Origin of the sequence: Sphingomonas sp. PWP1-2 (genome assembly GCF_049898305.1) — a bacterium.
Lineage (GTDB): Bacteria > Pseudomonadota > Alphaproteobacteria > Sphingomonadales > Sphingomonadaceae > Sphingomonas > Sphingomonas glacialis.
Window position 1 is genome coordinate 291,335 of the sequence record NZ_JAFCXM010000004.1, and the last position, 21,445, is coordinate 312,779.

Consider the following 21,445-nt stretch of genomic DNA (forward strand, 5'->3'; position numbering starts at 1 on the left):
CGCACGAGTTGACGCCGCGCACGCCCATCCGCAAGACCGCGGCATGCGCTTCTTTTCCGACAATGCCGCCCCGGTCCACCCGGCGATCTTCACCGCGATGGCCGACGCCAACGTGCTCGACACCGCTTATGATGGCGACCGCTGGAGCAAGGCGCTCGATGCGCGCTTTTCCGAGCTGTTCGAAACCGAGGTGCGCGCGCTGTGGGTGCCGTCTGGCACGGCGGCGAACTGCCTCGCGCTCGCTGCGATGTGCCCGCCGCACGGCAGCATCGTCTGCCACCGCGACGCGCATATCCAGAATGACGAATGCGGCGCGCCCGAATTCTACACGCACGGCGCCAAGCTGTTCCTCGCCGATGGCGACGGCGCCAAGCTGACGCCGCAAACGATCAGCGCGGTGCTCGATGCGACGCGCTACGACGTCCACCAGACGCAGCCGCATGCGATCTCGATCACCAACGCGACCGAATATGGCCGCGTCTATTCGCCCGCCGAGGTCGCCGCGATCGGCGATCTCGCCAAGGCGCGCAAGCTCGGGCTGCATATGGACGGCGCGCGCTTCGCCAATGCGGTCGCCTCGCTCGAGTGCGCGCCCGCCGACGTGACGTGGCGCGCGGGCGTCACCGCGCTGAGCTTCGGCTTCATCAAGAATGGCGGGATGAACGCCGAGGCGCTGATCTTCTTCGATACCGCGCTCGCCGACGCGACGCTCTACCGCCGCAAGCGCGCGGGAATGCTGCTGTGCAAGGGGCGCTACCTCGCGGCGCAATTGCTCGCGATGACCGAGGGCGATCTGTGGCTCGATCTTGCGCGTAACGCCAACACCGGCGCAGCGTTGCTCGCCGCCGCGGCGGGCGACCGGCTGGTGCATCCGGTCGAGGCGAACGAGGTGTTCATCCGCGTGTCGGCCGCCGAAGCCGCGAGCCTGCGCGCGCTCGGCTTCGATTTCTACGATTGGGGCCCGGGCGAAGCGCGGCTCGTCATCTCGTGGAACCAGGATCCCGCCGACATCCGGCCGCTCGCCGACGCGATCGCCGCGCTTTGAGCACTGGGGCAGCGCCCAGTTCGAGCAAGCTCGCGATCCTGATTCCGTTCGGGATCGTCACGCTGATCTGGGGCTCGACCTGGCTCGTCATTCGCGGGCAGCTCGGCGTGGTGCCGGCGAGCTGGTCGGTGACGTACCGCTTCCTCGTCGCTGGCGTTGTCATGTGCAGCTATGCGCTGATCCGGCGTGAATCGCTGCGGCTCGATGCGCGTGGGCTGCGCTTCGCGGCGGTGCTCGGGCTCGCGCAATTCTGCCTCAACTTCAACTTCGTCTATCGCGCGGAAATGCACATTACGTCAGGGCTGGTCGCGGTGGTGTTCGCGCTGATGCTGCTGCCCAATGCGGTGTTCGGGCGGATCTTCCTGGGGCAGCAGCTCGGGCGGCAGCTGATTATCGGCATGGCGGTGGCGATGGCGGGGGTCACGCTGCTGTTCGTGCGCGAGATCCGGATCGATCCGCACGGGCCGATCGAGGCGCTGACCGGGATCGGTTTCACGCTGCTCGCGATCTTCTCGGCCTCCTCGGCAAACGTGATGCAGGGGACGCAGACCGCGCGCGCCTATCCGATGATCCCGATGCTCGGGGTCGCGATGCTGCTTGGCGCCACGTTCGACGGGGCGTTTGCGTGGGTGACGACGGGTCCGCCGGTGATCGAGCTCACCTTCGCCTATCTTGCCGCGACGCTGTATCTCGGCGTGTTCGCCTCGGCGATCGCCTTCCCGCTCTATTTCGGGGTGTTGCGCGTGATCGGCCCGGCCAAGGCGGCCTATTCGGGGGTGCTCGTTCCCGTCATCGCGATGTGCCTGTCGACGCTATTCGAGGGCTATCGCTGGTCGCTGCTGGCGGGCGCCGGTGCCGCGCTGGTGATCGGCGGGCTGGTCATCGCCTTGAGGGCGCGCAGGCCCGCGCGATAGTCGCGATACGCCGGGCGCCAGCCGAGCACGCGCTTTGCTTTGGCGTTGGCGATGCGGCGATTCTCGGCATAGAAACCGCGCGCCATCGGCGAGAGCGAGTCGAGCGGCACGAACGGGGGGGGATCGCGCCCGAGCAAGGCGGCGGCAAAGGCGATGACGTCGTTCTGGCTCGCCGGCACGTCATCGGCGAGGTTGTACGCACCAGCCGGCGCATCGAAGCCCGCAATCACGCCCGACACGATATCGTCGACATGGGCGCGGCTGAACACCTGGCCGGGCGATTCGACGCGGTGCGCAGCGCCGCTCGCGACGCGGTCTAGCGGCGAGCGGCCGGGGCCGTAGATCCCCGGCAAGCGGAACACGCGCGCGCCGAGCGCGAGCCAGTCGCGATCCGCCTCGGCGCGTGCGCTGCGTCGGCCGGTGCCGAGCGGCGCGGTTTCGTCGACCCACGCGCCCGCCGCATCGCCGTAAACGCCGGTCGAGGAGAGATAGCCGAGCCACGCCCCGCTCCGTGCGAGCGCTGGACCGTAGGAGACAAGCACCGGATCGATCTCGCCCGACGGCGGGACCGACGAGAGCACATGCGTCGCGACCGCGATCTCGCGCGCGATCGCGGCGCCGTCCTCGAAGCGGAGCGTGTCGCCGCGGCCATCGCGCGTCGTGCCGACGACTTGCCAGCCCGCCGCGCGCACCCGCGCGGCCAGCACTTGCGCGGTGTAGCCGAGTCCAAAGATCAGGAGACGCATGTCATGCCCTTAGCAGTTCCCCGGCGCAGGCCGGGGCCCAGCAGCGCAGGCTGCTGCAAAGACCGTTGCGCTCGCCCATTCCGTCCGTCCGCCTGGGCCCCGGCCTTCGCCGGAGAACCGAAATTATCTCGCGCCATAGCCATGATAGAGCAACCCGAAGAAGTCGCCCTTGTTCCAGCGCGGCCGCGCATCGCCATCGGCGATCGCGCGGGCGATCGCGTAATTGGCGTCGACGAAGCGGATGCCCTGCCGCCAGTCGATCGGTTGCGCCAGATCGTCCGACGGCTGGTGATAGCGATGCGCGAAGAAATCGGCGGTCGCCGCCTTGCCCGGCCCCTTCTGCCCCGGCCACAGGAACACCGCGGGCACGCCCTGCTGGACGAAGCGATAATGGTCCGAGCGCACGAAGATCCCCTGCGCCGGATCGGGATCGGGCGACATCGTGACGCCGAGCGTCCCCACCGCCTGCGCGACGATCGGCCCGAGCGTCGAGCGGTCGGCGCCGAACACCGTCATGTCCTCGAACGGATAGGACAGGATCGGCATGTCGAGATTGACGTCGGCGACGATCGACTGGATCGGCAGCGTCGGGTGCTTCGCGAAATAGTCCGAACCGACCAGCCCCTTCTCCTCGGCGGTGACCGCGAGGAACAGGATCGAGCGCCGCGGGGGCTTGCCCGACGCCTTGAAGCGCCGCGCTTCCTCGATCAGCGCGGCGATGCCGACGGCATTGTCTTCGGCGCCGTTGTAGATCGCGTCGCCCTTCGCATCGGGCGTGCCGACGCCGAGATGATCGAGATGCGCCGACAGCACGACCACTTCCTTGCCGAGCTTGGGGTCGCTGCCGGGGATCAGCCCCGCAACATTGCCGCTCATCCCAGGCTCGAAGCGCGTCTTGAGCGCGACCGTCGCCCCGATGTTGAGCGGCATCGCGCGAAAGGTCGCGTTGCTGTCGGCAACGCGCGCCGCGATCGCGGACCACGGCGTCTTGGCCTGCGCGAACAATTTGGCCGCGCCCGTCCCACTCAGCGTCGCGAGGATCGGCACGCCGGGCGAATCGCCCGTCCCATCGGCGCGCGCCCAGGTCGTGCGCGGCCGGTCGAAGCTCGCGCCGCCCTGCGGCAGCGTCGCGCGCGTGAGCACGATCGCGCCGACCGCGCCGTGCGCCGCGGCGATCACCGCCTTGGTCGCGGGGCTCGAGAAATGCGCGCGCTCCTCGCTCTGGAAGCTGAGCGGCGCGCCGCCGAAAAACGCGACGATCTTGCCGCGCACATCGACGCCGGCATAATCGTCGCGCTTGTAATCGGGCGCGACCAGCCCGTAGCCGACGAACACCACCGGCGCATCGAGCGCGGTCTGCGCCGCGCCCGCCACCACGCCTGGCATATAGTCCTCGCCGAATACCAGCCCGAGCGGCGCCGCCCCGGGCCGCGTCAGCACGACGTCGCCCTTGTCCGCCGCGCGATAGCTGACGAGCGGCACCTTCTGGATATAGCTGCCGCCGTCGCCTGCGGGCTTCAACCCCGCGGCATAGAATTGCGCCGCGACATATTCGGCGGCGATCCGGTATTCGGGGCTCCCGGCCTCGCGCCCGCGCAACGCGTCGGAAGCGAGGAACAGCACATGCGCCCTCATCGCGGCCTGATCGTCGGGCAGCGGCGCGTCCTGCGCGCTCGCCGCCGGCGTCATCGCGATCGCCGCCAGCGCAAGGAACCGGATCTTCATGTCTGCCCTCATCATCTGTACGAGCGCGGTAGCACAGCGCCGCGCACGCACAAACGGCGCGATTTCGGTAGCGAGCGGCAAACAGCCACCCTACATCTTGGTCAATGCTCGATCTCCAGACCAGCCTCGCCCAGCCCCATGTCACGCGCCGTTCGGAGTATACGCCGCCCGACTGGCAAGTGCCCGAAATCGCGCTCGACTTCGCGCTCGATGCCGCGGCAACGCGCGTCAAGGCGACGTTGCACGTCCAGCGCGGCGATCTGCATCAGCGTCCGCTGCGGCTCGATGGCGCCGGCCAGACCCTGCTGTCGGTCAAGGTCGACGGCGTCGCGGTCAATGACTGGACGCTCGACGGCGAGACGCTGGTCCTGCCACTGAGCGGCTCGGCGCATGTCATCGAGACTGAGGTCGAGATCGCGCCCGAGCGCAACACGCAGTTGATGGGGCTCTACGCCTCGGGCGGCAATCTGTGCACGCAGTGCGAGGCCGAAGGCTTCCGCCGCATCACCTATTTCCCCGACCGGCCCGACGTGCTCAGCCGCTACCATGTCCGTATGAGCGCCGACAAAGCGCGCTATCCCGTGCTGCTCGCCAATGGCGATCCGATCGCATCGGGCGACCTCGAAGGCGGGCGGCATTGGGCCGAGTGGCGCGACCCCTTCCCCAAGCCGTGCTACCTGTTCGCGCTGGTCGCGGGCGATCTCGCGGTCAATCGCGGCAGCTTCGTGACGATGTCGGGGCGCGAGGTCGAGCTCGGCATCTGGGTCCGCGCAGCCGATATCGACCGTACGCACCATGCGCTCGACGCGCTCAAGACGTCGATGGCATGGGACGAGCGCGTCTATGGCCGCGAATATGATCTCGACGTGTTCAACATCGTCGCGGTCGACGATTTCAACTTCGGCGCGATGGAGAATAAGGGCCTCAACGTCTTCAATTCGCGCTACATCCTCGCCGATCCCGACACCGCGACCGATTACGATTACGACGCGATCGCCGCGGTCGTCGCGCACGAATATTTCCACAATTGGTCGGGCAACCGCGTCACTTGTCGCGACTGGTTCCAGCTGTCGCTCAAGGAAGGCTTCACGGTCTATCGCGACCAGGCCTTCTCGGCGGACCAAGGCTCGGCCGCGGTCAAGCGGATCGAGGACGTGCGGGGCTTGCGCGCGTCGCAATTCCCCGAGGATGCCGGCCCGCTCGCGCATCCGATCCGCCCCGACGAATATCAGGAAATCTCGAACTTCTACACCGCCACGATCTACAACAAGGGCGCCGAGATCATCGGCATGCTTGCGACGATCCTCGGCCGCGAGAAATTCCGCGCCGGGACCGATCTCTATTTCGACCGCTTCGATGGCACCGCCGCGACCTGCGAGGATTTCGTCGCGAGTCTGGAAGACGCGAGCGGGATCGACCTGACGCAGTTCCGCCGCTGGTACGGCCAGGCAGGCACGCCGCGCGTCACCGCGTCGTTGCACCACACCGAAGGCTCGGGCCGCGCCGAACTCGTGCTCGCACAGCGCACGCCGCCCACGCCGGGGCAGGAGCACAAGCTGCCGCTCGTCCTCCCGCTGCGCATCAAGCTGTTCGGGGCCGAGACCGCGCAGACCGTCGCGCCCGAACAGACGATCCTGCTGACCGATGCCGAGGAGCGCATCGTGTTCGAAGGCATCAGCGAACGCCCGGTGCTGTCGATCAACCGTGGCTTTTCCGCTCCCGCGATCCTCGAGACCGACCGCACCGCCGCCGACCTCGCCTTTCTCGGCGCGCATGACGATGATCCGTTCGCGCGCTACGAGGCGTTGCAGCAATTGATGCTCGATACGCTCGTTGCCGCGGCGGGCAACAATCGCGCCGACACCGCCGCGGTGGTCGCGGCAGTGGCGGGGACGCTGGCCGACGCCACGCTCGACCCGGCTTTCATCGCCGAGGCGGTGCTGCTCCCTTCGGAAAGCTTCATCGGTGACCAGATGGCGATGGTCGATCCCGACGCGATCTTCCGCACGCGCGAGGCGCTGCGGCGCGAGATCGGGCGGACGCTCGAGGCCGACTGGCGCGCGGCGTACGACGGGTCGCAGGCGACGGGTTCGGGCTATGTCTACTCCCCCGCGGCGAAGGGCCTACGCCGGCTCAAGTCGGTCGCGCTCGGCTATATCGCCGCTTCGGGCGCGAGCGACGCCGCCGCGCTCGCCTTCGCGCAGTTCGAGGCCGCCGACAACATGACCGACCGGCAGAGCGCACTGACCACGCTGGTCGCCGGCGACTCGGCCGAACGCATTGCGGCGCTCGACATCTTCTACAATCGCTACAGCGACAATGCGCTGGTGCTCGACAAATGGTTCTCGGTGCAGGCGATGGCACCGCGTGACGATACCGGGGCGATGGTCGCCGAATTGCTGCGGCATCGCGCTTTCACGCTCACCAACCCCAATCGCGCGCGCGCGCTGATCGGGGCGTTCGGCGTCAACCAGCGCGCGTTCAATGCGGTCGATGGGTCGGGGTATCGCTTGCTTGCGGACCAGCTGATCGCGCTCGACCGGATCAATCCGCAGACCGCCGCCAAGCTGATCGCGCCGCTTGGACGCTGGCAGCGCTACGATGCAGCGCGCGGGGGCATGATGCGGGCGGAACTGGCGCGGATCGTCAAAACGCCGGGTCTGTCGAAGGATATGTTCGAGCAAGCGTCGAAAAGTCTCGACGCCTGAAGGTCGTTTAGCGTGCGGCGGCGACCTGGCTCGCCGTCGCGGCGCGCGCCGGTTCCATCGGATGCAGCGTCACGAGCGCCAGCGCACCCAGCGCGAACCCACCGACGAACTTCCACAGGAAATCGGACTTCAAGACGCTACGCATTGCTTCTGACCTTTCGCGCCCGGCCCCGTGCCGAATCGCTGCGGTGCAGCAAATCGGCTTCTCGGGATCGTTTCGCAAGCGGCTTATTGGCAACCCAGCGTTAACGGAAACTGACCGTTAGCGCAGCGCCGCGCACGCCGTCTGGATCCGCTCGCACGCTTGCGTCAGCAACGCATCCGACGTCGCGTACGAAATCCGCATCGCCGGCGACAGGCCGAACGCCGCGCCCTGCACTGCCGCGACCTTGGCATCGTCGAGCAGATAGCCGACGAACGCTTCGTCGGTATCGATCAGCTTGCCCGCCGGCGTCGACTTGCCGATCACGCCCGACAGATCGGGGTAGACGTAGAACGCGCCCTGCGGCCGCGGGCAGGTGATGCCGTCGGCCTGGTTGAGCATCGACACCACCAGATCGCGCCGCCCCTGGAAGACGCGCGCCCAATCCTTGAGGAAGCTCTGGTCGCCGTTGAGCGCGCCCGTTGCCGCGGCCTGCGCGATCGAGCAGGGGTTGCTCGTCGACTGCGACTGGAGCTTGGACATCGCCTTGATCAGCCACGAGGCGCCGCCGGCATAGCCGATCCGCCAGCCGGTCATCGCATAGGCCTTCGAACAGCCATTCGCCGTCAGCGTGCGCTCGTAGAGCGACGGGCAGACCTGCGCGATCGTCGCGAATTCGAAGCCGTCGTAGAGGATATGCTCGTACATATCGTCGGCGAAGATCCAAACATGCGGATGCCGTTCGAGCACTTCGCCGAGCGCCTTCAATTCGGCGGCAGTGTAGGCAGCGCCGGTCGGGTTCGACGGCGAGTTAAGGATCACCCACTTCGTGCGCGGCGTGATCGCCGATTCGAGCTGTTCGGGGAGCAACTTATAGCCCTGCGATGCACCCGCCGCGACGAACACCGGCGTGCCGCCCGCGAACAGCACGACGTCGGGATAGCTCACCCAATAGGGCGCCGGGATGACGACCTCGTCGCCGGCGTCGAGCGTCGCGACCATCGCGTTGAACAGCGTGTGCTTGCCGCCGACATTCACCGTGATCTGGTCGGGCGTATAATGCAGGCCGTTGTCGCGCGCGAACTTGGCGACGATCGCGGCCTTCAGCTCGGGCGTGCCATCGACATTGGTGTATTTGGTCTTGCCGTCGTGGATCGCCTGGATCGCGGCGTCCTTGATGAAATCGGGCGTGTCGAAATCGGGTTCGCCCGCACCAAGACCGATCACGTCGACGCCGGCGCGTTTCAGCTCTTGGACGCGCGTCGTGATCGCAAGCGTTGGCGAGGGCTTGATGCGGACGAGCGCGGCGGATGGCTGCATGTGAAGGACCTTGCGGAAATGCCGCGGTGCGGCGGGTTCGCGCGAGCGCTTATCGTGCCGAAGCGTTTGTCGCAACCACGCGCCGCGCACGAATCAGTCCGCGCAGGGCGTTTCCGACGAAAAAATCCTGCGTCAGATCGGCCTCGGTGAGGTCCCCCTCGATCGCTTGGCCCTGCGCGACGAGATCGGCGCGCAGCACGCCAAGCAGCAGTCCGTCGGCGAGCGGCGGCGTCACCAGCGTGTCGCCGCGCGGCACGAACAGCGTCGTGAAGCTCCCTTCGGTCAGCCGCCCGTCAGGCCTCACGAACACGACTTCGTCGCAGCCAGCCGCGCGCCGCGCGTCATCGTAGAAGCCGCGGTCGCTGGTCTTGTGGCGCAAGCGGATATCCGCCGGCGTGACGGGCAACGGCACCACCGCGACCGATAGCGGCGCATCGCGCACCGCGGGCAGCGGCGCGACCTCGATCGCCACGGCGCCGCTGCGCGCGAGCAGCAGCCGGACCTTGCGCCCCGCGCGCAGCCGGAAGGTCGCCGCCTGCAATTCATTGCGCGCGCTGTGCCGATCGAACGCGAAACCGAACGCGCGCGCACTCGCGGTCAGCCGCTCGAGATGGCGGTCGAGCCGCAAGATGCCGTGTTCGGGATCGAACGCCATCGTCTCGATCAGGTCGAACGGCCGCGGATCGCGCGTCATGAAGGCGGTCTTCGCCCTGGCCTCGTCCCATTCGTCGGCGGCGCGCGAATCGGCGACGATCCCGCCCCCTGCCCCGTAGCGCGCGTGGCTCGCGCCATGCGGCAGCGTCAGCGTGCGGATCGCGACGTTGAAAATCGCATCGCCGTCAGCATCGAAACGGCCGATCGCCCCGGTATAAAGCCCGCGCGGCCCCTGCTCGATCTCGGCGATCGCCTGCATCGCCGCGATCTTCGGCGCGCCGGTGATCGACCCGCACGGAAACAACGCGGCGAGCACGTCGATCGCATCGGTCTCGGGCGCGATTTGCGCGGTGACGGTCGAGACGAGCTGGTGGACGGTCGGATAGCGCTCGACCTCGAACAGGTGCGGCACCGCGACCGAACCCGCGCGTGCCACCCGCGCAAGATCGTTGCGCATCAGATCGACGATCATCAGATTTTCGGCGCGCTGCTTGGGATCGTCGGCGAGCGCGCGCGCGGCGGCGGCATCCTCGGCCGGGGTCGCCCCGCGCAGTGCCGTCCCCTTCATCGGGCGACACGTCAGCGTCTCACCCTCGAGCGCGAAGAACAGTTCGGGCGAAAGCGACAGCACCGCCATGGCGCCAGTGTCGATCAGCGCGCCGAACCCCGCGCGCGCACTCTCGCGCAACCGCGCATAGGCCGAGCGCGGATCCCCGAGCACCGCAATCTGGCCGAGATGGGTGAGATTGGCCTGATACAGATCCCCGGCGGCGATCAGCGCCTGCACAGCTGCGAATTGCGTGTCGTAGTGGCGCTTGTCGATCGTCGATTCGGGCGCGCCGATCCAGGCGCCTGCGGGATCGGGCAACAGGCGGGGAACATCGCCGGGCGCGATCTCGGCAAAGTCGGTGAACAGCCCGAACCACAGCAACGGCATGTCCGAGTCCGCCGGCTCGGCGAGCGCTGGCTCGAACGCCGCCCCCGCTTCGTACGACAGGAACCCCGCCGCGTGGAGCCCGTCGCGCCGGGCGGCGCGCAGTTCGGCCAGCGCGGGCGCGATCTGCGCGAGAGTCCACGCCGCGACGATCCGCACCGGATCGCGATAGAGCCGCGCCGGTGCGCCGCCGTCACGGGCATCGTCGAGCAGGACGAAAGGCGGGGAAAGACGCGTCACCATATGTCGTTTCGCAGATGCCCCGGCTTTGCTGCCCGGGGCAACCCTTGGTTTTCGCGGTGGTCCGCCGTATCTCGGACGCATGAGCACCCAAGCCCCCCTGCCGCCGCTCCGCGCCGCGGTCATTCCCGTCACACCGCTCCAGCAGAATTGCACGCTGCTGTGGTGCACCGCGACGATGCGCGGCGCGTTTGTCGATCCCGGCGGCGACCTCCCCAAGCTGCTCGCCGCGGCGCAGGAACACGGCGTCACGGTCGAGAAAATCATCCTGACGCACGGCCATATCGACCATTGCGGCGAGGCCAAGCCGCTCGCCGACCAGCTCGGCGTACCGATCGAGGGCCCGCACGAGGAAGACCGCTTCCTCACCTGCTCGCTGTCCGAAAGCGGCGCGCAATACGGCATCGCCGGCATCAATTTCGAACCCGACCGCTGGCTGGTCGAGGGCGACACCGTCAGGGTCGGCGATCTCGTGCTCGACGTGTACGAGACGCCCGGCCACACGCCGGGCCATGTCATCTTCCATCACGTGGCGTCGAAGCTGGCGATCGTCGGCGACGTGCTGTTCGCGGGCTCGATCGGCCGCACCGATTTCCCACGCGGCAACCATCCGCAATTGCTCGAATCGATCGTCACCAAGCTGTGGCCGCTCGGCGACGACACGACCTTCCTGCCCGGCCACGGCCAGCCAAGCACCTTCGCGCACGAGCGGCGCACCAACATGTTCGTCAGCGACGCGGCGATGGCGGCCTGAGCCGATGAAACCGGGCGACATCCGCGTCGGTATCGGCGGCTGGACCTACGAGCCGTGGCGCGGCAGCTTCTTCCCCGAGAAATGGCCGCACAAGCGCGAGCTCGATTATGCCGCGAGCAAGCTCACCGCGATCGAAGTCAACGGCACCTATTATTCGTCGCAGAAGCCAGCGACCTTCGCGTCCTGGGCGAAGGCGGTGCCCGACGACTTCGTCTTCGCGCTCAAGGCGTCGCGCTATTGCACCAATCGCAAGGTGCTCGCCGAAGCGGGTGAGTCGATCGCGCGCTTTACCGGGCAGGGGATCGTCGAGCTCGGCGACCGGCTCGGGCCGATCCTGTGGCAGTTCATGGCGACCAAGAAATTCGATCCCGACGATTTCGGCGCGTTCCTCAAATTGCTGCCCGCCGAGCAAGACGGCATCGCGCTGCGCCACGCGGTGCAAGTCCGGCACGAAAGCTTCCAGACACCCGAATTCGTCGCGCTCGCGCGCGCCGCCGGGGTGGCGATCGTCTATGCCGATTCGACCGACTATCCCGCGATCGCCGATGTGTCGGGCGACTTGGTCTATGCCCGGCTCGAGGCCGCGGTCGAGGAGGAGCCCGCGGGCTATTCGCCCGCCGCGCTCGATCGCTGGGCCAGCGCGGCACGAAGCTGGGCCGAGGGCGATGCGCCCGTCGACTTGCCCTATCTCGCCGACCCCGCGCCGAAGACGCCGCGCGAGACCTTCGTCTTCTTCATCAACGGCGCGAAAGTCCGCGCACCGCATGGTGCGATGGCCTTGATCGAGCGCGTCGGCGCTTAAGGCGTTGCCTCAGCCGGGGTAGCGGGCGCTTGGGCCGGCGCGGCTTGCGGCTGCGGGGCGACGGTATCGACCCCCGGCGCGAGGATCGCCGCGCTCTCGATCGTGTCGAGCGCGCGGCGGACATCGACATAGCGCCGCGCCGCGCTCGTCCAGCGACCGGCCGACGCGACACCGGGCGTCCGCGACACCTCGGCGAGCGCCGCCTCGACCTTGCCCGCCTCGAGCAACCGCCGCGCGGTCGCGACGCGATCGACCGGCAGCGGCGACGGGCTTCCCGCACGGCGCAAAACGATTAGATGGCCAAGCTCGTCGCGCAGGCTTTGCCACCAGCCATTGCTCGCGGCGCCAGTGAGCAGCTCGGGCGTGACGCCATCGAGCCCGGCGCGCAGATCCTCGAGCGTCACCGGCGCGCGTGCCGCCTGGATGATCGTCGCGACCGCAGCAGGCTGCAGCGCGGCGAAGCGCGAGCGCAACTGCCCCTCGAGGAAGCCGAGATTGAGCCCGCGGTCGATCGCACGGCGCGCGGCAAAGGCAATCATCAGCGCCTGACTGCGCGTCGCATAGGTCGAGGCGCGCTGCGAATCGCGGTCGATCGTCCCGGCGCGCGCTTCGAGTGCGTCGATCTCGGCAGCGAGCGCGGCCTCGCGCGTCGTCAGCGCAGCGAGTTCAAGCGCGGGCGCCGCAACGGCTGCCTTGTTGGGGACGATGACGAGCGGCGCCTGGCCATTGGCACCGACCGGGACCGTAACCGTGGCGATCGGCTTGGCATCGGTCTTGACGAATCTGACCACCAGCAGCGCGGCGAGCCCAGCGCCGACCAGAAACGCGATCAGCGCAAGCGCGATCCCCGCGCGCCAGCCGGGTCCGCGCGCGGCGCGCGGCGGGGGTGGGGGCGGCGTGGAAAGCGGCGGCAGCAAGCGCGGTGCGGGTCGGTCGGAGAAAGCCGAATCACGGCTGGGCGATCCGGGCAAAGCGGGATCGGGGACGGGGAGGGCGGGTTCGTCCATCATCGCCTTATCGGGGCGTCGGCGCGGGCGGTCAATCGCCCGTCGCCCTCGGCAAAGCGAGCGCGGCGGCAAACAGTGCCGCATCGTCGGGCGTCGCGGCGGCCACCACGCCGCCCCAGCCCGCGCCGAGCGTCGCGGCGATCGCTGCGCTGAAAGCAGCGATGGCGATGTGCGAGCGCTCGAGCCCGGCCGCAGTCACCAGCGTCTCGAGCCGGCGCGCGGCGCGCGCCGAGTGGAGCAAGGCGATCGTCCCGTCGAGCGCGCCGAGCGCGTCGGGCGCGACGGGCACTGCGACGCTTTGATAGACCGGCAGGACGCATGCGATCGCGCCGCCTGCAGCGAGCGTCCGGTCGCGTCCGCTCAGATGCAAGGCCCGGCGGATGCCATGCGCGTGCGCGACCGACGCGATCTGCGCGCCGTCGCCGCTGCCGATGGCCATGACGTCAAACCCCGCGGCGCGCGCCGCAGCGGCGGTATGCGGGCCGACCGCGAGCACCGGCAGGCCCGTCAGCGCAGCGATCCCCGCACCGCCAAAGCGCAAGGCGTTCGCGCTGGTCAGGATCAGCGCGTCGTGCTGCGCGGGATCGGGCACGTCCCACTCGAGCGGCTCGACCGCGAACAGCGGCAACGACAGCGTCGCGAACCCGGCCGCGGCGGCGCGCGTGCAGGTCGCGGCATTGCCCGGCTCGGGGCGCAACACCGCGAGCACGCGCGTCACGCCGCGAACAAGCGCCGTACCGCCTCGGGCGCGCGCGCAAGCAGATCGGCGGCGAGCCGATCGGCAAACGTCCCGTCGCCGATCGCGCCGCGCATCTCGCCGCTCACATGCGCGCTGCCATCCTCGGCGAACAATTGGGCGCGCAGCAGGATGCTGTCGCCATCGAGCGTCGCGAGCGCCGCGACCGGCGAATGGCAGTCGGCCTGCAAAGCCGCGAGCAAGCCGCGTTCGACCAGCACGCACAGATGTGTCGCCGCATGGTCGATCGCGCCGAGCCAGTCGCGCATACGGGTATCGTCGGCGCGCGCCTCGATCCCGACTGCGCCTTGCGCGGGTGCGGGAAGCATGACGTCAGTCTCGATTCCGACCCCGACGCCCGGGCGCCCGAGCCGGTCTAGCCCGGCTGCCGCAAGCATCGAGGCATCGACCTCGCCCGCGGCGACCTTGGCGAGGCGCGTGTCGACATTGCCGCGGAAGAGCACGGTCTCGAAATCGGGTCGCAGCCGCTTCAATTGCGCGACGCGACGCGGCGAGCTCGTCCCGATCACCGCGCCGGGGCGCAGCGCTTCGATGCTCGGCGCGCCGATCAGCCGGTCGCGCACGTCGGCGCGCGGCAGCATCGCGGCGATTGCGATCGCGCTCGGTCGCACCGTCTCGACGTCCTTCATCGAATGCACCGCGAAGTCGATCGCGCCCGACAGCAGCGCGCGGTCGAGCTCCTTGGTCCACAAGGCCTTGCCGCCGATCTCGGCGAGCGCGACGTCCTGGACGCGGTCGCCCGTCGTCTTGATCGGGACGATCTCGATCGCGTCGATCTGCCAGCCATGCGCGGTGCACAGCGCGTCGCGCACCATATTGGCCTGGACGAGCGCGAGCGGCGATCCACGCGTGCCGAGTTTGAGCTGGGGGTGCGTCAAGAAAGTCCCTCCCTTTTTGCGCCACTGTGGCGAACCGTCTCGGCTTCGACAAGCCGCCTCCAAGCCGCTACAGGCGAGGACATGGCATTGATCCTCGGCCTTGAATCGAGCTGCGACGAAACCGCGGCTTCGCTCGTCACCTCCGACCGCCGCGTCCTCGCGCACCGGCTTGCCGGGCAGGAGGCGGCGCATCGCCCGTTTGGCGGCGTCGTCCCCGAAATTGCCGCGCGCGCGCATGTCGAAGTGCTCGCGCCCTTGGTGGAGGCCGCGCTCGCCGATGCTGGCGTCACGCTTGCCGACGTCGATGCGATCGCGGCGACCGCCGGGCCGGGGCTGATCGGCGGCGTGATGGTCGGGCTCGTCACGGGCAAGGCGCTCGCGCACGCCGCGGGCAAGCCGCTGATCGCGGTCAACCATCTCGAGGGCCATGCGCTCTCGCCGCGGCTGTCGGATCCCGATCTCGATTTTCCCTATCTGCTGCTGCTCGTCTCGGGCGGGCATTGCCAGTTGCTGCTCGTCGAGGGCGTCGCGCGCTATCGTCGGCTCGCCACGACGATCGATGACGCCGCGGGCGAGGCATTCGACAAGACCGCCAAGGTGCTCGGGCTCGGCTTCCCCGGCGGGCCCGCAGTCGAAGCCGCCGCCGCGCGTGGTCGCCCGATCGTGCCGTTGCCGCGGCCGATGAAGGGCTCGGCCGAGCCGCATTTCTCTTTTGCCGGGCTGAAAAGCGCGGTGGTGCGCGCGCATGACGCCAAGACCTGGGAGGTCGACGACATCGCCGCTTCGTTCCAGGCGGCGGTGGTCGATTGCCTGCTCGACCGTACGATCCGCGCGCTCGACCACGCCGGTGGGGCGACCGCCTTGGTGGTCGCGGGCGGGGTTGCCGCCAACACCGCGGTGCGCAGCGCGCTGAGCGGGCTCGCAAGCAACCACGGCCTGCGCTTCGTCGCGCCGCCTTTGTGGCTGTGCACCGACAATGCCGCGATGATCGGCTGGGCGGGGGCGGAGCGCTTCGCCGCCGGTCTCACCGATCCGCTCGATATCGCGCCACGTCCGCGCTGGCCGCTCGATCCGGGCGCCGAGGCTGTGCGTGGGGCTGGGGTGAAGGCATGAAGATCGGGGTCATCGGCGGCGGAGCGTGGGGCACTGCGCTGGCGCAAGTGGCAGCGCGCAGCGGCGCTCCGGTCACGCTATGGGCGCGCGAGAGCGAAGTCGTCGGCGCGATCAACGATGCGCATGAAAATACGCGCTTCCTCGCCGGGGTCGCACTGTCGCCGTCGATCCGCGCGACCTCGGCGCTGGCCGATCTTGCCGACTGCGACGCGCTGCTGGTCGTCGTGCCGGCACAACATGTCCGCGCGGTGCTGACCGAAACCCCCGTCGGCAAAACGCCGTTGGTGCTCTGCGCCAAGGGGATCGAGGCCGGCACGCGGCTGCTCGTCGGCGAAGTCGCGCGGGCGCTGCACCCCGCCGCCCCGATCGCGGTGCTGTCGGGCCCGACCTTCGCGCATGAGGTTGCCGCCGGTCTTCCGACAGCGGTGACGCTTGCATGCGCCGATCCGGCGATCGGCGCGGCGCTCGCCGATCGCCTCGCCGGACCGAATTTCCGTCCCTATGCGTCGGATGACGTCATCGGTGCGGAGATCGGCGGCGCGGTCAAGAACGTGCTCGCGATCGCGTGCGGCGTGGTCGAGGGCGCGGGGCTCGGGCAGAATGCGCGCGCCGCGCTGATCGCGCGCGGGTTCGCCGAAATGACGCGCTTCGGCGTCGCACGCGGCGCGCAGATCGAGACGCTGAGCGGGCTATCGGGGCTCGGCGATCTCGTGCTGACCTGCTCGTCGACCGCATCGCGCAATTTCTCGCTCGGGCTTGGGCTGGGGCAGGGCAAGCGTGCCGTCGACCTGCTGTCCGATCGGCTGACCGTCGCCGAGGGCGCCTTCACCGCGCCGGTGCTGCGCGAGGCGGCAGCCGAGGCTGGCGTCGATATGCCGGTGGTCGAGGCGGTGTGTGCCTTGCTCGACGGGGCCGAAGTCCAGGCGGTGATCGGGGCGCTGCTCGCCCGCCCGTTGACGCGCGAGTGATGCGCTGGGCGGCATTGCTCAAGGGGGTCAACCTCAACGGGCGCAAGCTGCCGATGGCCGATTTGAAGGCGCTTATCGAAGCGCTGGGCTATCGCGAGGTCGCGACGCTGCTCGCCTCGGGCAATGTCGTGTTCGGCTGCGACGAGACCGACGGCGCCAAGGTCGAGGCGGCGATCGAGACGGCGTTGGCCGCTTATGGCCTCGAGACCGACGTGATCGTGCGCGGCGCCGCCGATTTGCTGGCGGTCATCGCTGCCAATCCGTTTCCGGAGGCGACGCTCACGCGACCGAATCATGTCGTAGTGCTGTTTCACCGCGACTCGATGCCGACCGATCTGCCCGATGCGCTGCGTGCAGTTTACGCTGGCCGCGAGACGGTCGTGGCGCAGGGTCGCGAGCTCTATGTCGATTATATCGACGGGATCGGCGCGTCGAAGCTCCCACAGGCGATGGCGAAGCTCAAATTTCCCAAGCTCGCAACCGCGCGAAATTGGAACACCGTCGTCAAGCTGGCGGCGTTGCTGGAGCACCCGCACGTCTAGCGCCCCGTCACCCTCGCGAAAGCAAGGGTCCCGCTTCTTCTCCTCAGCGGGGGAACAGGCAGCGGAATCCCCGCTTTCGCGGGGATGACGGACGGAGTGGGCGATCGCGCCGCTCAGAAATCGATCGCGATGCCCTTCATTTCCCAATCGCCGTAACGCGTCGGGTCGAGCCCATCGGGGTCGCCTTTCACACTTTGCCCCTTGGGCGCGAGCGGGATCGAATCGGGTTCGGGCACCGGCGGACTCTTGCTGAGATAGGCGGGTGGCTTCACATGCGGCGGGCGAACGGCCATGGAGTGTCCTTGATGCACGACAGGTGCGCCCCCGCTACATCGGCGGCCTTTAGACAGAGTTCAAGCTTTTGACCCTTCCGCCGCCACGTCGCTACATGCCGAAACCCGAACCGGTCGATCCGCCCGGCGTCCCCGCACGGCGTGCCGCACTCCGCTTGCTCGACGCCGTCTTGCGCCAGGGTCTCCCGCTCGAAGCCGCGATCGGCCGCGCCACCGCCGGGATCGAGCGCAGCGACGACCGCGCACTCGCCCACGCGATCGCGGCCGAAGTGCTGCGCCGCCTCCCCGACCTCGATGCGCTGATCGACTCGGCAACCAAGACGCGACTGCCCGATGACGCCAAGGCGCGTTTCGCGCTGCGCATCGCTTTGGTGCAGGCGCTGTCGCTCGGCACGCCGCCGCATGCCGCGATCTCGACCGTGCTGCCGCTCGTCGACGGCGGTCCACGCAAGCTCGTCCACGGCGTGTTCGGCGCGCTGATGCGCGGCGGCGATCAATTGCCCGAACAGCCGACCTTGCCCGATCCGGTCGCGATCCGCTGGCACGCCGCCTTGGGCGACGACGGCATCGAAGCCGCCGAGCGCGCGATGGCCGCCCCGCCGCCGCTCGACCTGACGCTCGCCGACCCAGCGACGACCGATGCGATGGCCGAAACGCTCGGCGGGGTCTCGCTGCTGCCGGGGCACGTCCGCTTGCCTTCGGCGCATGTGCCCGAGCTGCCGGGCTTCGAGGAGGGCAGCTGGTGGGTGCAGGACATCGCCGCATCGCTCCCCGCCCGCCTGCTCGGCAAGGGGCCGGGCAGCGTGCTCGACCTGTGCGCCGCGCCGGGCGGCAAGACGATGCAGCTTGCGAGCGCCGGCTGGAGCGTCACCGCGATCGATTCGTCGGAAAGTCGTCTTGCGCGACTTCACGAGAATCTCGAGCGGACGCACCTAGCGGCGACGGTGATCACCGCCGACCTGCTGCTGTGGTCGCCCCCGGCACCTGTCGATGCGGTGCTGCTCGATGCGCCGTGCAGCGCGACGGGCATCTTCCGCCGTCACCCCGACGTGCTCCACCGCGTGCGCCCGTCGCAGATCGCCGAGCTGGCCGCGCTGCAGGCGAAACTGCTCGCGCGCGCCGCCGATTGGGTCAGGCCGGGCGGAACGCTCGTCTTCGCGACCTGCTCGCTCGAACCCGCCGAGGGCGAGGCGCAGCTCACCAAATTCCTCGCCGCCCGCCCCGACTACAGCATCATCCCCGTGGCGCAGGACGAATTGCCGGCAGGGATCGTCCCCAATCCCGGCGGCTGGGTGCGGACCTTGCCCGGGATGATCGATCCTGGTGGCAATGACGGCTTCTTCATCGCGCGCCTGCGCCGACAGGGTTAAGCGTTGCTTGCCCACGCCTGCGACCATGCTAGAGGCTAAACGACCATGAGCCAGCTTCCCGTCCGCATCGCCCCGTCGATCCTCTCCGCCGATTTTGCCAAGCTTGGCGAGGAGGTCCGCGCGATCGATCTCGCCGGCGCCGACTGGATCCACGTCGACGTGATGGACGGGCATTTCGTCCCCAACATCTCGATCGGGCCGGGCGTGGTGAAGGCGATCCGCCCGCACACCACCAAGCCGCTCGACGTCCATCTGATGATCGCGCCGGTCGACGCCTATCTCGAGGCGTTCGCCGAGGCCGGCGCCGACACGATCAGCATCCATGTCGAGGCCGGGCCGCACACGCATCGCAGCCTCCAGCACATCCGCCAGCTCGGCAAGCGCGCGGGCGTCGTGCTCACGCCGCAAACGCCCGCCAAGGCGCTCGACTATCTGCTCGAGGAAGTCGATCTGGTGCTGGTGATGAGCGTCAATCCCGGTTTCGGCGGGCAGGCGTTCATCGAAAGTTCGCTGCGCAAGATCGAGGCGATCCGCAAGATGATCGACAAGGGTGGGTACAGCGTCGATCTCGAAGTCGATGGCGGGATCGACCACGCCACCGCGCCACGCGCGATCGCCGCCGGGGCCGATGCGCTGGTCGCGGGCACGGCGACCTTCCGCGGCGGACCCGATGCGTACGCCGCCAACATCGCGGCCTTGCGTGGTTAGGAGCCGCGATCTGCCCCCGCTCGACTCGCCCGCAGCGACGGATGAGGACATGCTGCGCGACAGCATCGACGAGGGCAAGCGGCTCGTCCGGCTGGGAGGAGACAAAGGCTTGTCGCTCGCCGAACGCCTCTCGGAGCGCTTCCACCGGCTGACCTGGAGCACGCCGATCCACGGGATGCGGCTGAAAGGCCGCCATCCGCTCAAGCTCACCGCAGTCCCCGACGACCCCTTCTTGGGCGACGTCAAGCGCGGGAAGGCGTTGCTCGAGGGCACGCTGACCTTCCGCGGCGAAAGCCGCGAGATCGCGACGCTCGATCTCGCCAAGCCCGATTTCTCGCGCGCCTTCAGCGACTATCTTCACAGCTTCGCCTGGCTGCGCGATCTCTCGACCGTGGCGACGCGCGCGCAGGCGACGCCGATCGCCGAAGCGCTGATGCGCAAATGGCTCGCGGTCCATGCCGAAAAGATCAGCGAACCCGCGTGGCGCGCCGATCTGTGGGGTCGCCGGATCCTGTTCTGGACGGCGCACGCCCCGCTGATCCTGTCGTCGGCCGATCTCGTCTATCGCAGCAGCGTGCTCAACACGCTCGCGCGCGGGGCGCGACATATCGATCGCGGCGCCGAAAAGCTCGCGCCTGGCGCACCGCGCATCGCGGCACTGTGCGGCGTCGTCGCAGCGGGCTTGCTGATCACCGGGGGCGATCCGCGCCGCGCTGCGGTCGAGGCGGCGCTCGCCAAGGGACTCGCGGTGTCGATCTTCGAGGATGGCGGCAATGTCGCGCGCTCGCCATCGGCGCAAGTCGACATGGTGATGTTGCTCACCGCCTTGCGCGAAGTGTATGCAGCGCGCCAGATCGAGGCTCCCGCCTGCATCGCGAGCGCATTGGCGTCGCTGATGCCGGCGTTGCTCGGCATTTGCCACGGCGACCGCGATGTCAGCAGCTGGCAGGGCGGCGGGCCGATCGGGGCCGATGCGCTCGACCAGATCATCGCCGCCTCGGGCGTCCGCACCCGCCCGCTGCGCCAAGCGCGCGACTGGGGCTATCAGCGGCTCGCCGCGGGCACTGTCGTCGCGATCGTCGATGCCGCGCCGCCGCCGATCGCGCGGTTGGTCGAGGGCGGCTGCGCCTCGACGCTGGCGTTCGAACTGTCCGAGGGGCCAAACCGCATCGTCGTCAATTGCGGCGGGGCGCGGACCGGGATCGTCCAGCTTCCGCCCGCGCTGGCCGAGGGCTTACGCACCACTGCGGCGCATTCGACGCTGATCGTCGGCGACAGCAATTCGACCGCGATCCATGCCGACGGCACGCTCGGTCGCGGCGTCGGCGAGGTCGAGCTCGCGCGCCAGGAAAGCGACGCGGGCAGCCGGATCGAGGCGAGCCATGACGGCTATGCGCGCCGCTTCGGCTTCCTCCACCGCCGCCAGATGACGCTGACCCGCGACGGCGCCGAGCTGCGCGGCGAGGACATGCTGCTGCCCGCGAGCAAACGCCGCAAGCTGACCGCGACGGGCTTTGCGATCCGCTTCCATCTCGGGCTCGGTATCCAGGTCTCGCCGACCGCCGATGGCCTTGCGGCGCTGCTGCGGTTGCCCGGCGGCGGGTTGTGGCAGTTTCGCTGCCGTGGCGGGACGCTCGCGATCGAAGAAAGCGTGTGGGTCGACGCCGAGGGACGCCCGCGCGCGACGATGCAGCTCGTCGTCACTGGCGAATCGCCTGCTGGCGGGGCCAATGTCAGCTGGGCGTTCAAGCGCGCCGGTTAAGCCATCCCAGGTTGAATCTTGGGGGGTGAGCGGGCAGGGGACGCGCGAACGTTCCCCGGAGCC

At 69.0% G+C, this 21,445-nt stretch carries 20 protein-coding genes; 11 read left to right on the forward strand and 9 right to left on the reverse strand.

Annotation, left to right across the window (positions count from 1 at the left end; all coding sequences use genetic code 11):
• Positions 1-43 precede the first annotated feature (43 nt).
• Both ACP7C5_RS12370 and ACP7C5_RS12375 read left to right on the forward strand, forming a co-directional pair.
• Entirely contained in the window at positions 44-1,045 is a 1,002-nt protein-coding gene (locus ACP7C5_RS12370) for a threonine aldolase family protein (RefSeq protein WP_426264468.1), read from the forward strand.
• Positions 1,042-1,959 carry a DMT family transporter gene (locus ACP7C5_RS12375; protein ID WP_426264469.1) on the forward strand — a complete coding sequence of 306 codons (918 nt, stop codon included), beginning with the start codon at positions 1,042-1,044 and terminating at the stop codon, positions 1,957-1,959. Before ACP7C5_RS12370 ends, ACP7C5_RS12375 begins: the two co-directional genes overlap by 4 nt.
• On the opposite strand, the gene ACP7C5_RS12380 is transcribed toward ACP7C5_RS12375, so the two are convergent.
• Positions 1,869-2,705, reverse strand: coding sequence for an NAD(P)-dependent oxidoreductase (locus ACP7C5_RS12380; RefSeq protein WP_426264470.1), 837 nt, complete (start codon positions 2,703-2,705; stop codon positions 1,869-1,871). The two genes, ACP7C5_RS12375 and ACP7C5_RS12380, sit on opposite strands and share 91 nt — an antisense overlap.
• A gap of 123 nt (positions 2,706-2,828) precedes the next feature.
• Complete coding sequence (locus tag ACP7C5_RS12385) at positions 2,829-4,430, reverse strand: M28 family metallopeptidase (protein WP_426264471.1); 1,602 nt, start codon at positions 4,428-4,430, stop codon at positions 2,829-2,831.
• A gap of 104 nt (positions 4,431-4,534) precedes the next feature.
• On the opposite strand from ACP7C5_RS12385, the gene pepN reads away from it, so the two are divergent.
• The gene (pepN, locus tag ACP7C5_RS12390) at positions 4,535-7,138 is read left to right on the forward strand and encodes an aminopeptidase N (protein WP_426264472.1); all 2,604 of its coding nucleotides are present in this window, start codon (positions 4,535-4,537) and stop codon (positions 7,136-7,138) included.
• A 7-nt stretch (positions 7,139-7,145) separates the two neighbouring features.
• Here pepN and ACP7C5_RS12395 read toward each other — a convergent pair whose 3' ends face one another.
• From ACP7C5_RS12395 to pabB, 3 genes are all read right to left on the reverse strand, one after another.
• Entirely contained in the window at positions 7,146-7,283 is a 138-nt protein-coding gene (locus ACP7C5_RS12395; RefSeq protein WP_189676467.1) for a hypothetical protein, read from the reverse strand.
• Between the two features lie 117 nt (positions 7,284-7,400).
• Positions 7,401-8,600 carry a pyridoxal phosphate-dependent aminotransferase gene (locus ACP7C5_RS12400; RefSeq protein ID WP_426264473.1) on the reverse strand — a complete coding sequence of 400 codons (1,200 nt, stop codon included), beginning with the start codon at positions 8,598-8,600 and terminating at the stop codon, positions 7,401-7,403.
• Between the two features lie 49 nt (positions 8,601-8,649).
• On the reverse strand, positions 8,650-10,431 hold the full coding sequence (pabB, locus tag ACP7C5_RS12405; protein ID WP_426264474.1) for an aminodeoxychorismate synthase component I: 1,782 nt from the start codon (positions 10,429-10,431) through the stop codon (positions 8,650-8,652).
• Between the two features lie 79 nt (positions 10,432-10,510).
• Between pabB and ACP7C5_RS12410 the strand changes: the two genes are divergently transcribed.
• Positions 10,511-11,182, forward strand: a complete 672-nt coding sequence (locus ACP7C5_RS12410) for an MBL fold metallo-hydrolase (RefSeq protein ID WP_426264475.1) — start codon at positions 10,511-10,513, stop codon at positions 11,180-11,182.
• Between the two features lie 4 nt (positions 11,183-11,186).
• Positions 11,187-11,984 carry a DUF72 domain-containing protein gene (locus ACP7C5_RS12415; protein WP_426264476.1) on the forward strand — a complete coding sequence of 266 codons (798 nt, stop codon included), beginning with the start codon at positions 11,187-11,189 and terminating at the stop codon, positions 11,982-11,984.
• Here the strand turns inward: ACP7C5_RS12415 and ACP7C5_RS12420 are convergent.
• The 3 genes from ACP7C5_RS12420 to hemC are packed head-to-tail and all read right to left on the reverse strand — an operon-like array spanning position 11,981 to position 14,626.
• Entirely contained in the window at positions 11,981-12,994 is a 1,014-nt protein-coding gene (locus ACP7C5_RS12420) for a hypothetical protein (RefSeq protein ID WP_426264477.1), read from the reverse strand. The two genes, ACP7C5_RS12415 and ACP7C5_RS12420, sit on opposite strands and share 4 nt — an antisense overlap.
• Before the next feature lie 28 nt (positions 12,995-13,022).
• Positions 13,023-13,709 carry a uroporphyrinogen-III synthase gene (locus tag ACP7C5_RS12425; protein ID WP_426264478.1) on the reverse strand — a complete coding sequence of 229 codons (687 nt, stop codon included), beginning with the start codon at positions 13,707-13,709 and terminating at the stop codon, positions 13,023-13,025.
• Entirely contained in the window at positions 13,706-14,626 is a 921-nt protein-coding gene (gene hemC, locus ACP7C5_RS12430) for a hydroxymethylbilane synthase (protein ID WP_426264479.1), read from the reverse strand. The genes ACP7C5_RS12425 and hemC overlap by 4 nt, the downstream gene beginning before the upstream one ends.
• Before the next feature lie 81 nt (positions 14,627-14,707).
• On the opposite strand from hemC, the gene tsaD reads away from it, so the two are divergent.
• The 3 genes from tsaD to ACP7C5_RS12445 are packed head-to-tail and all read left to right on the forward strand — an operon-like array spanning position 14,708 to position 17,249.
• On the forward strand, positions 14,708-15,739 hold the full coding sequence (tsaD, locus tag ACP7C5_RS12435) for a tRNA (adenosine(37)-N6)-threonylcarbamoyltransferase complex transferase subunit TsaD (RefSeq protein ID WP_426264480.1): 1,032 nt from the start codon (positions 14,708-14,710) through the stop codon (positions 15,737-15,739).
• Positions 15,736-16,707 (forward strand): NAD(P)H-dependent glycerol-3-phosphate dehydrogenase, encoded by a 972-nt coding sequence (locus ACP7C5_RS12440; RefSeq protein WP_426264481.1) that lies wholly within the window; start codon positions 15,736-15,738, stop codon positions 16,705-16,707. The genes tsaD and ACP7C5_RS12440 overlap by 4 nt, the downstream gene beginning before the upstream one ends.
• Entirely contained in the window at positions 16,707-17,249 is a 543-nt protein-coding gene (locus tag ACP7C5_RS12445) for a DUF1697 domain-containing protein (protein WP_426264618.1), read from the forward strand. Before ACP7C5_RS12440 ends, ACP7C5_RS12445 begins: the two co-directional genes overlap by 1 nt.
• A 113-nt stretch (positions 17,250-17,362) precedes the next feature.
• Here the strand turns inward: ACP7C5_RS12445 and ACP7C5_RS12450 are convergent, their stop codons facing one another.
• Positions 17,363-17,542: a DUF1674 domain-containing protein gene (locus ACP7C5_RS12450; RefSeq protein WP_354287557.1), complete on the reverse strand. Its 180-nt coding sequence runs from the start codon at positions 17,540-17,542 to the stop codon at positions 17,363-17,365.
• 95 nt (positions 17,543-17,637) lie between these two features.
• On the opposite strand from ACP7C5_RS12450, the gene ACP7C5_RS12455 reads away from it, so the two are divergent.
• From ACP7C5_RS12455 to ACP7C5_RS12465, 3 genes are read left to right on the forward strand one after another with little or no spacing between them, the layout of a single operon-like run.
• Entirely contained in the window at positions 17,638-18,912 is a 1,275-nt protein-coding gene (locus ACP7C5_RS12455) for an RsmB/NOP family class I SAM-dependent RNA methyltransferase (protein ID WP_426264482.1), read from the forward strand.
• Positions 18,913-18,957: 45 nt separating this feature from the next.
• The gene (gene rpe, locus ACP7C5_RS12460; RefSeq protein ID WP_133191327.1) at positions 18,958-19,620 is read left to right on the forward strand and encodes a ribulose-phosphate 3-epimerase; all 663 of its coding nucleotides are present in this window, start codon (positions 18,958-18,960) and stop codon (positions 19,618-19,620) included.
• A gap of 49 nt (positions 19,621-19,669) precedes the next feature.
• Positions 19,670-21,382: a heparinase II/III family protein gene (locus ACP7C5_RS12465; RefSeq protein WP_426264483.1), complete on the forward strand. Its 1,713-nt coding sequence runs from the start codon at positions 19,670-19,672 to the stop codon at positions 21,380-21,382.
• Positions 21,383-21,445: the final 63 nt, after the last annotated feature.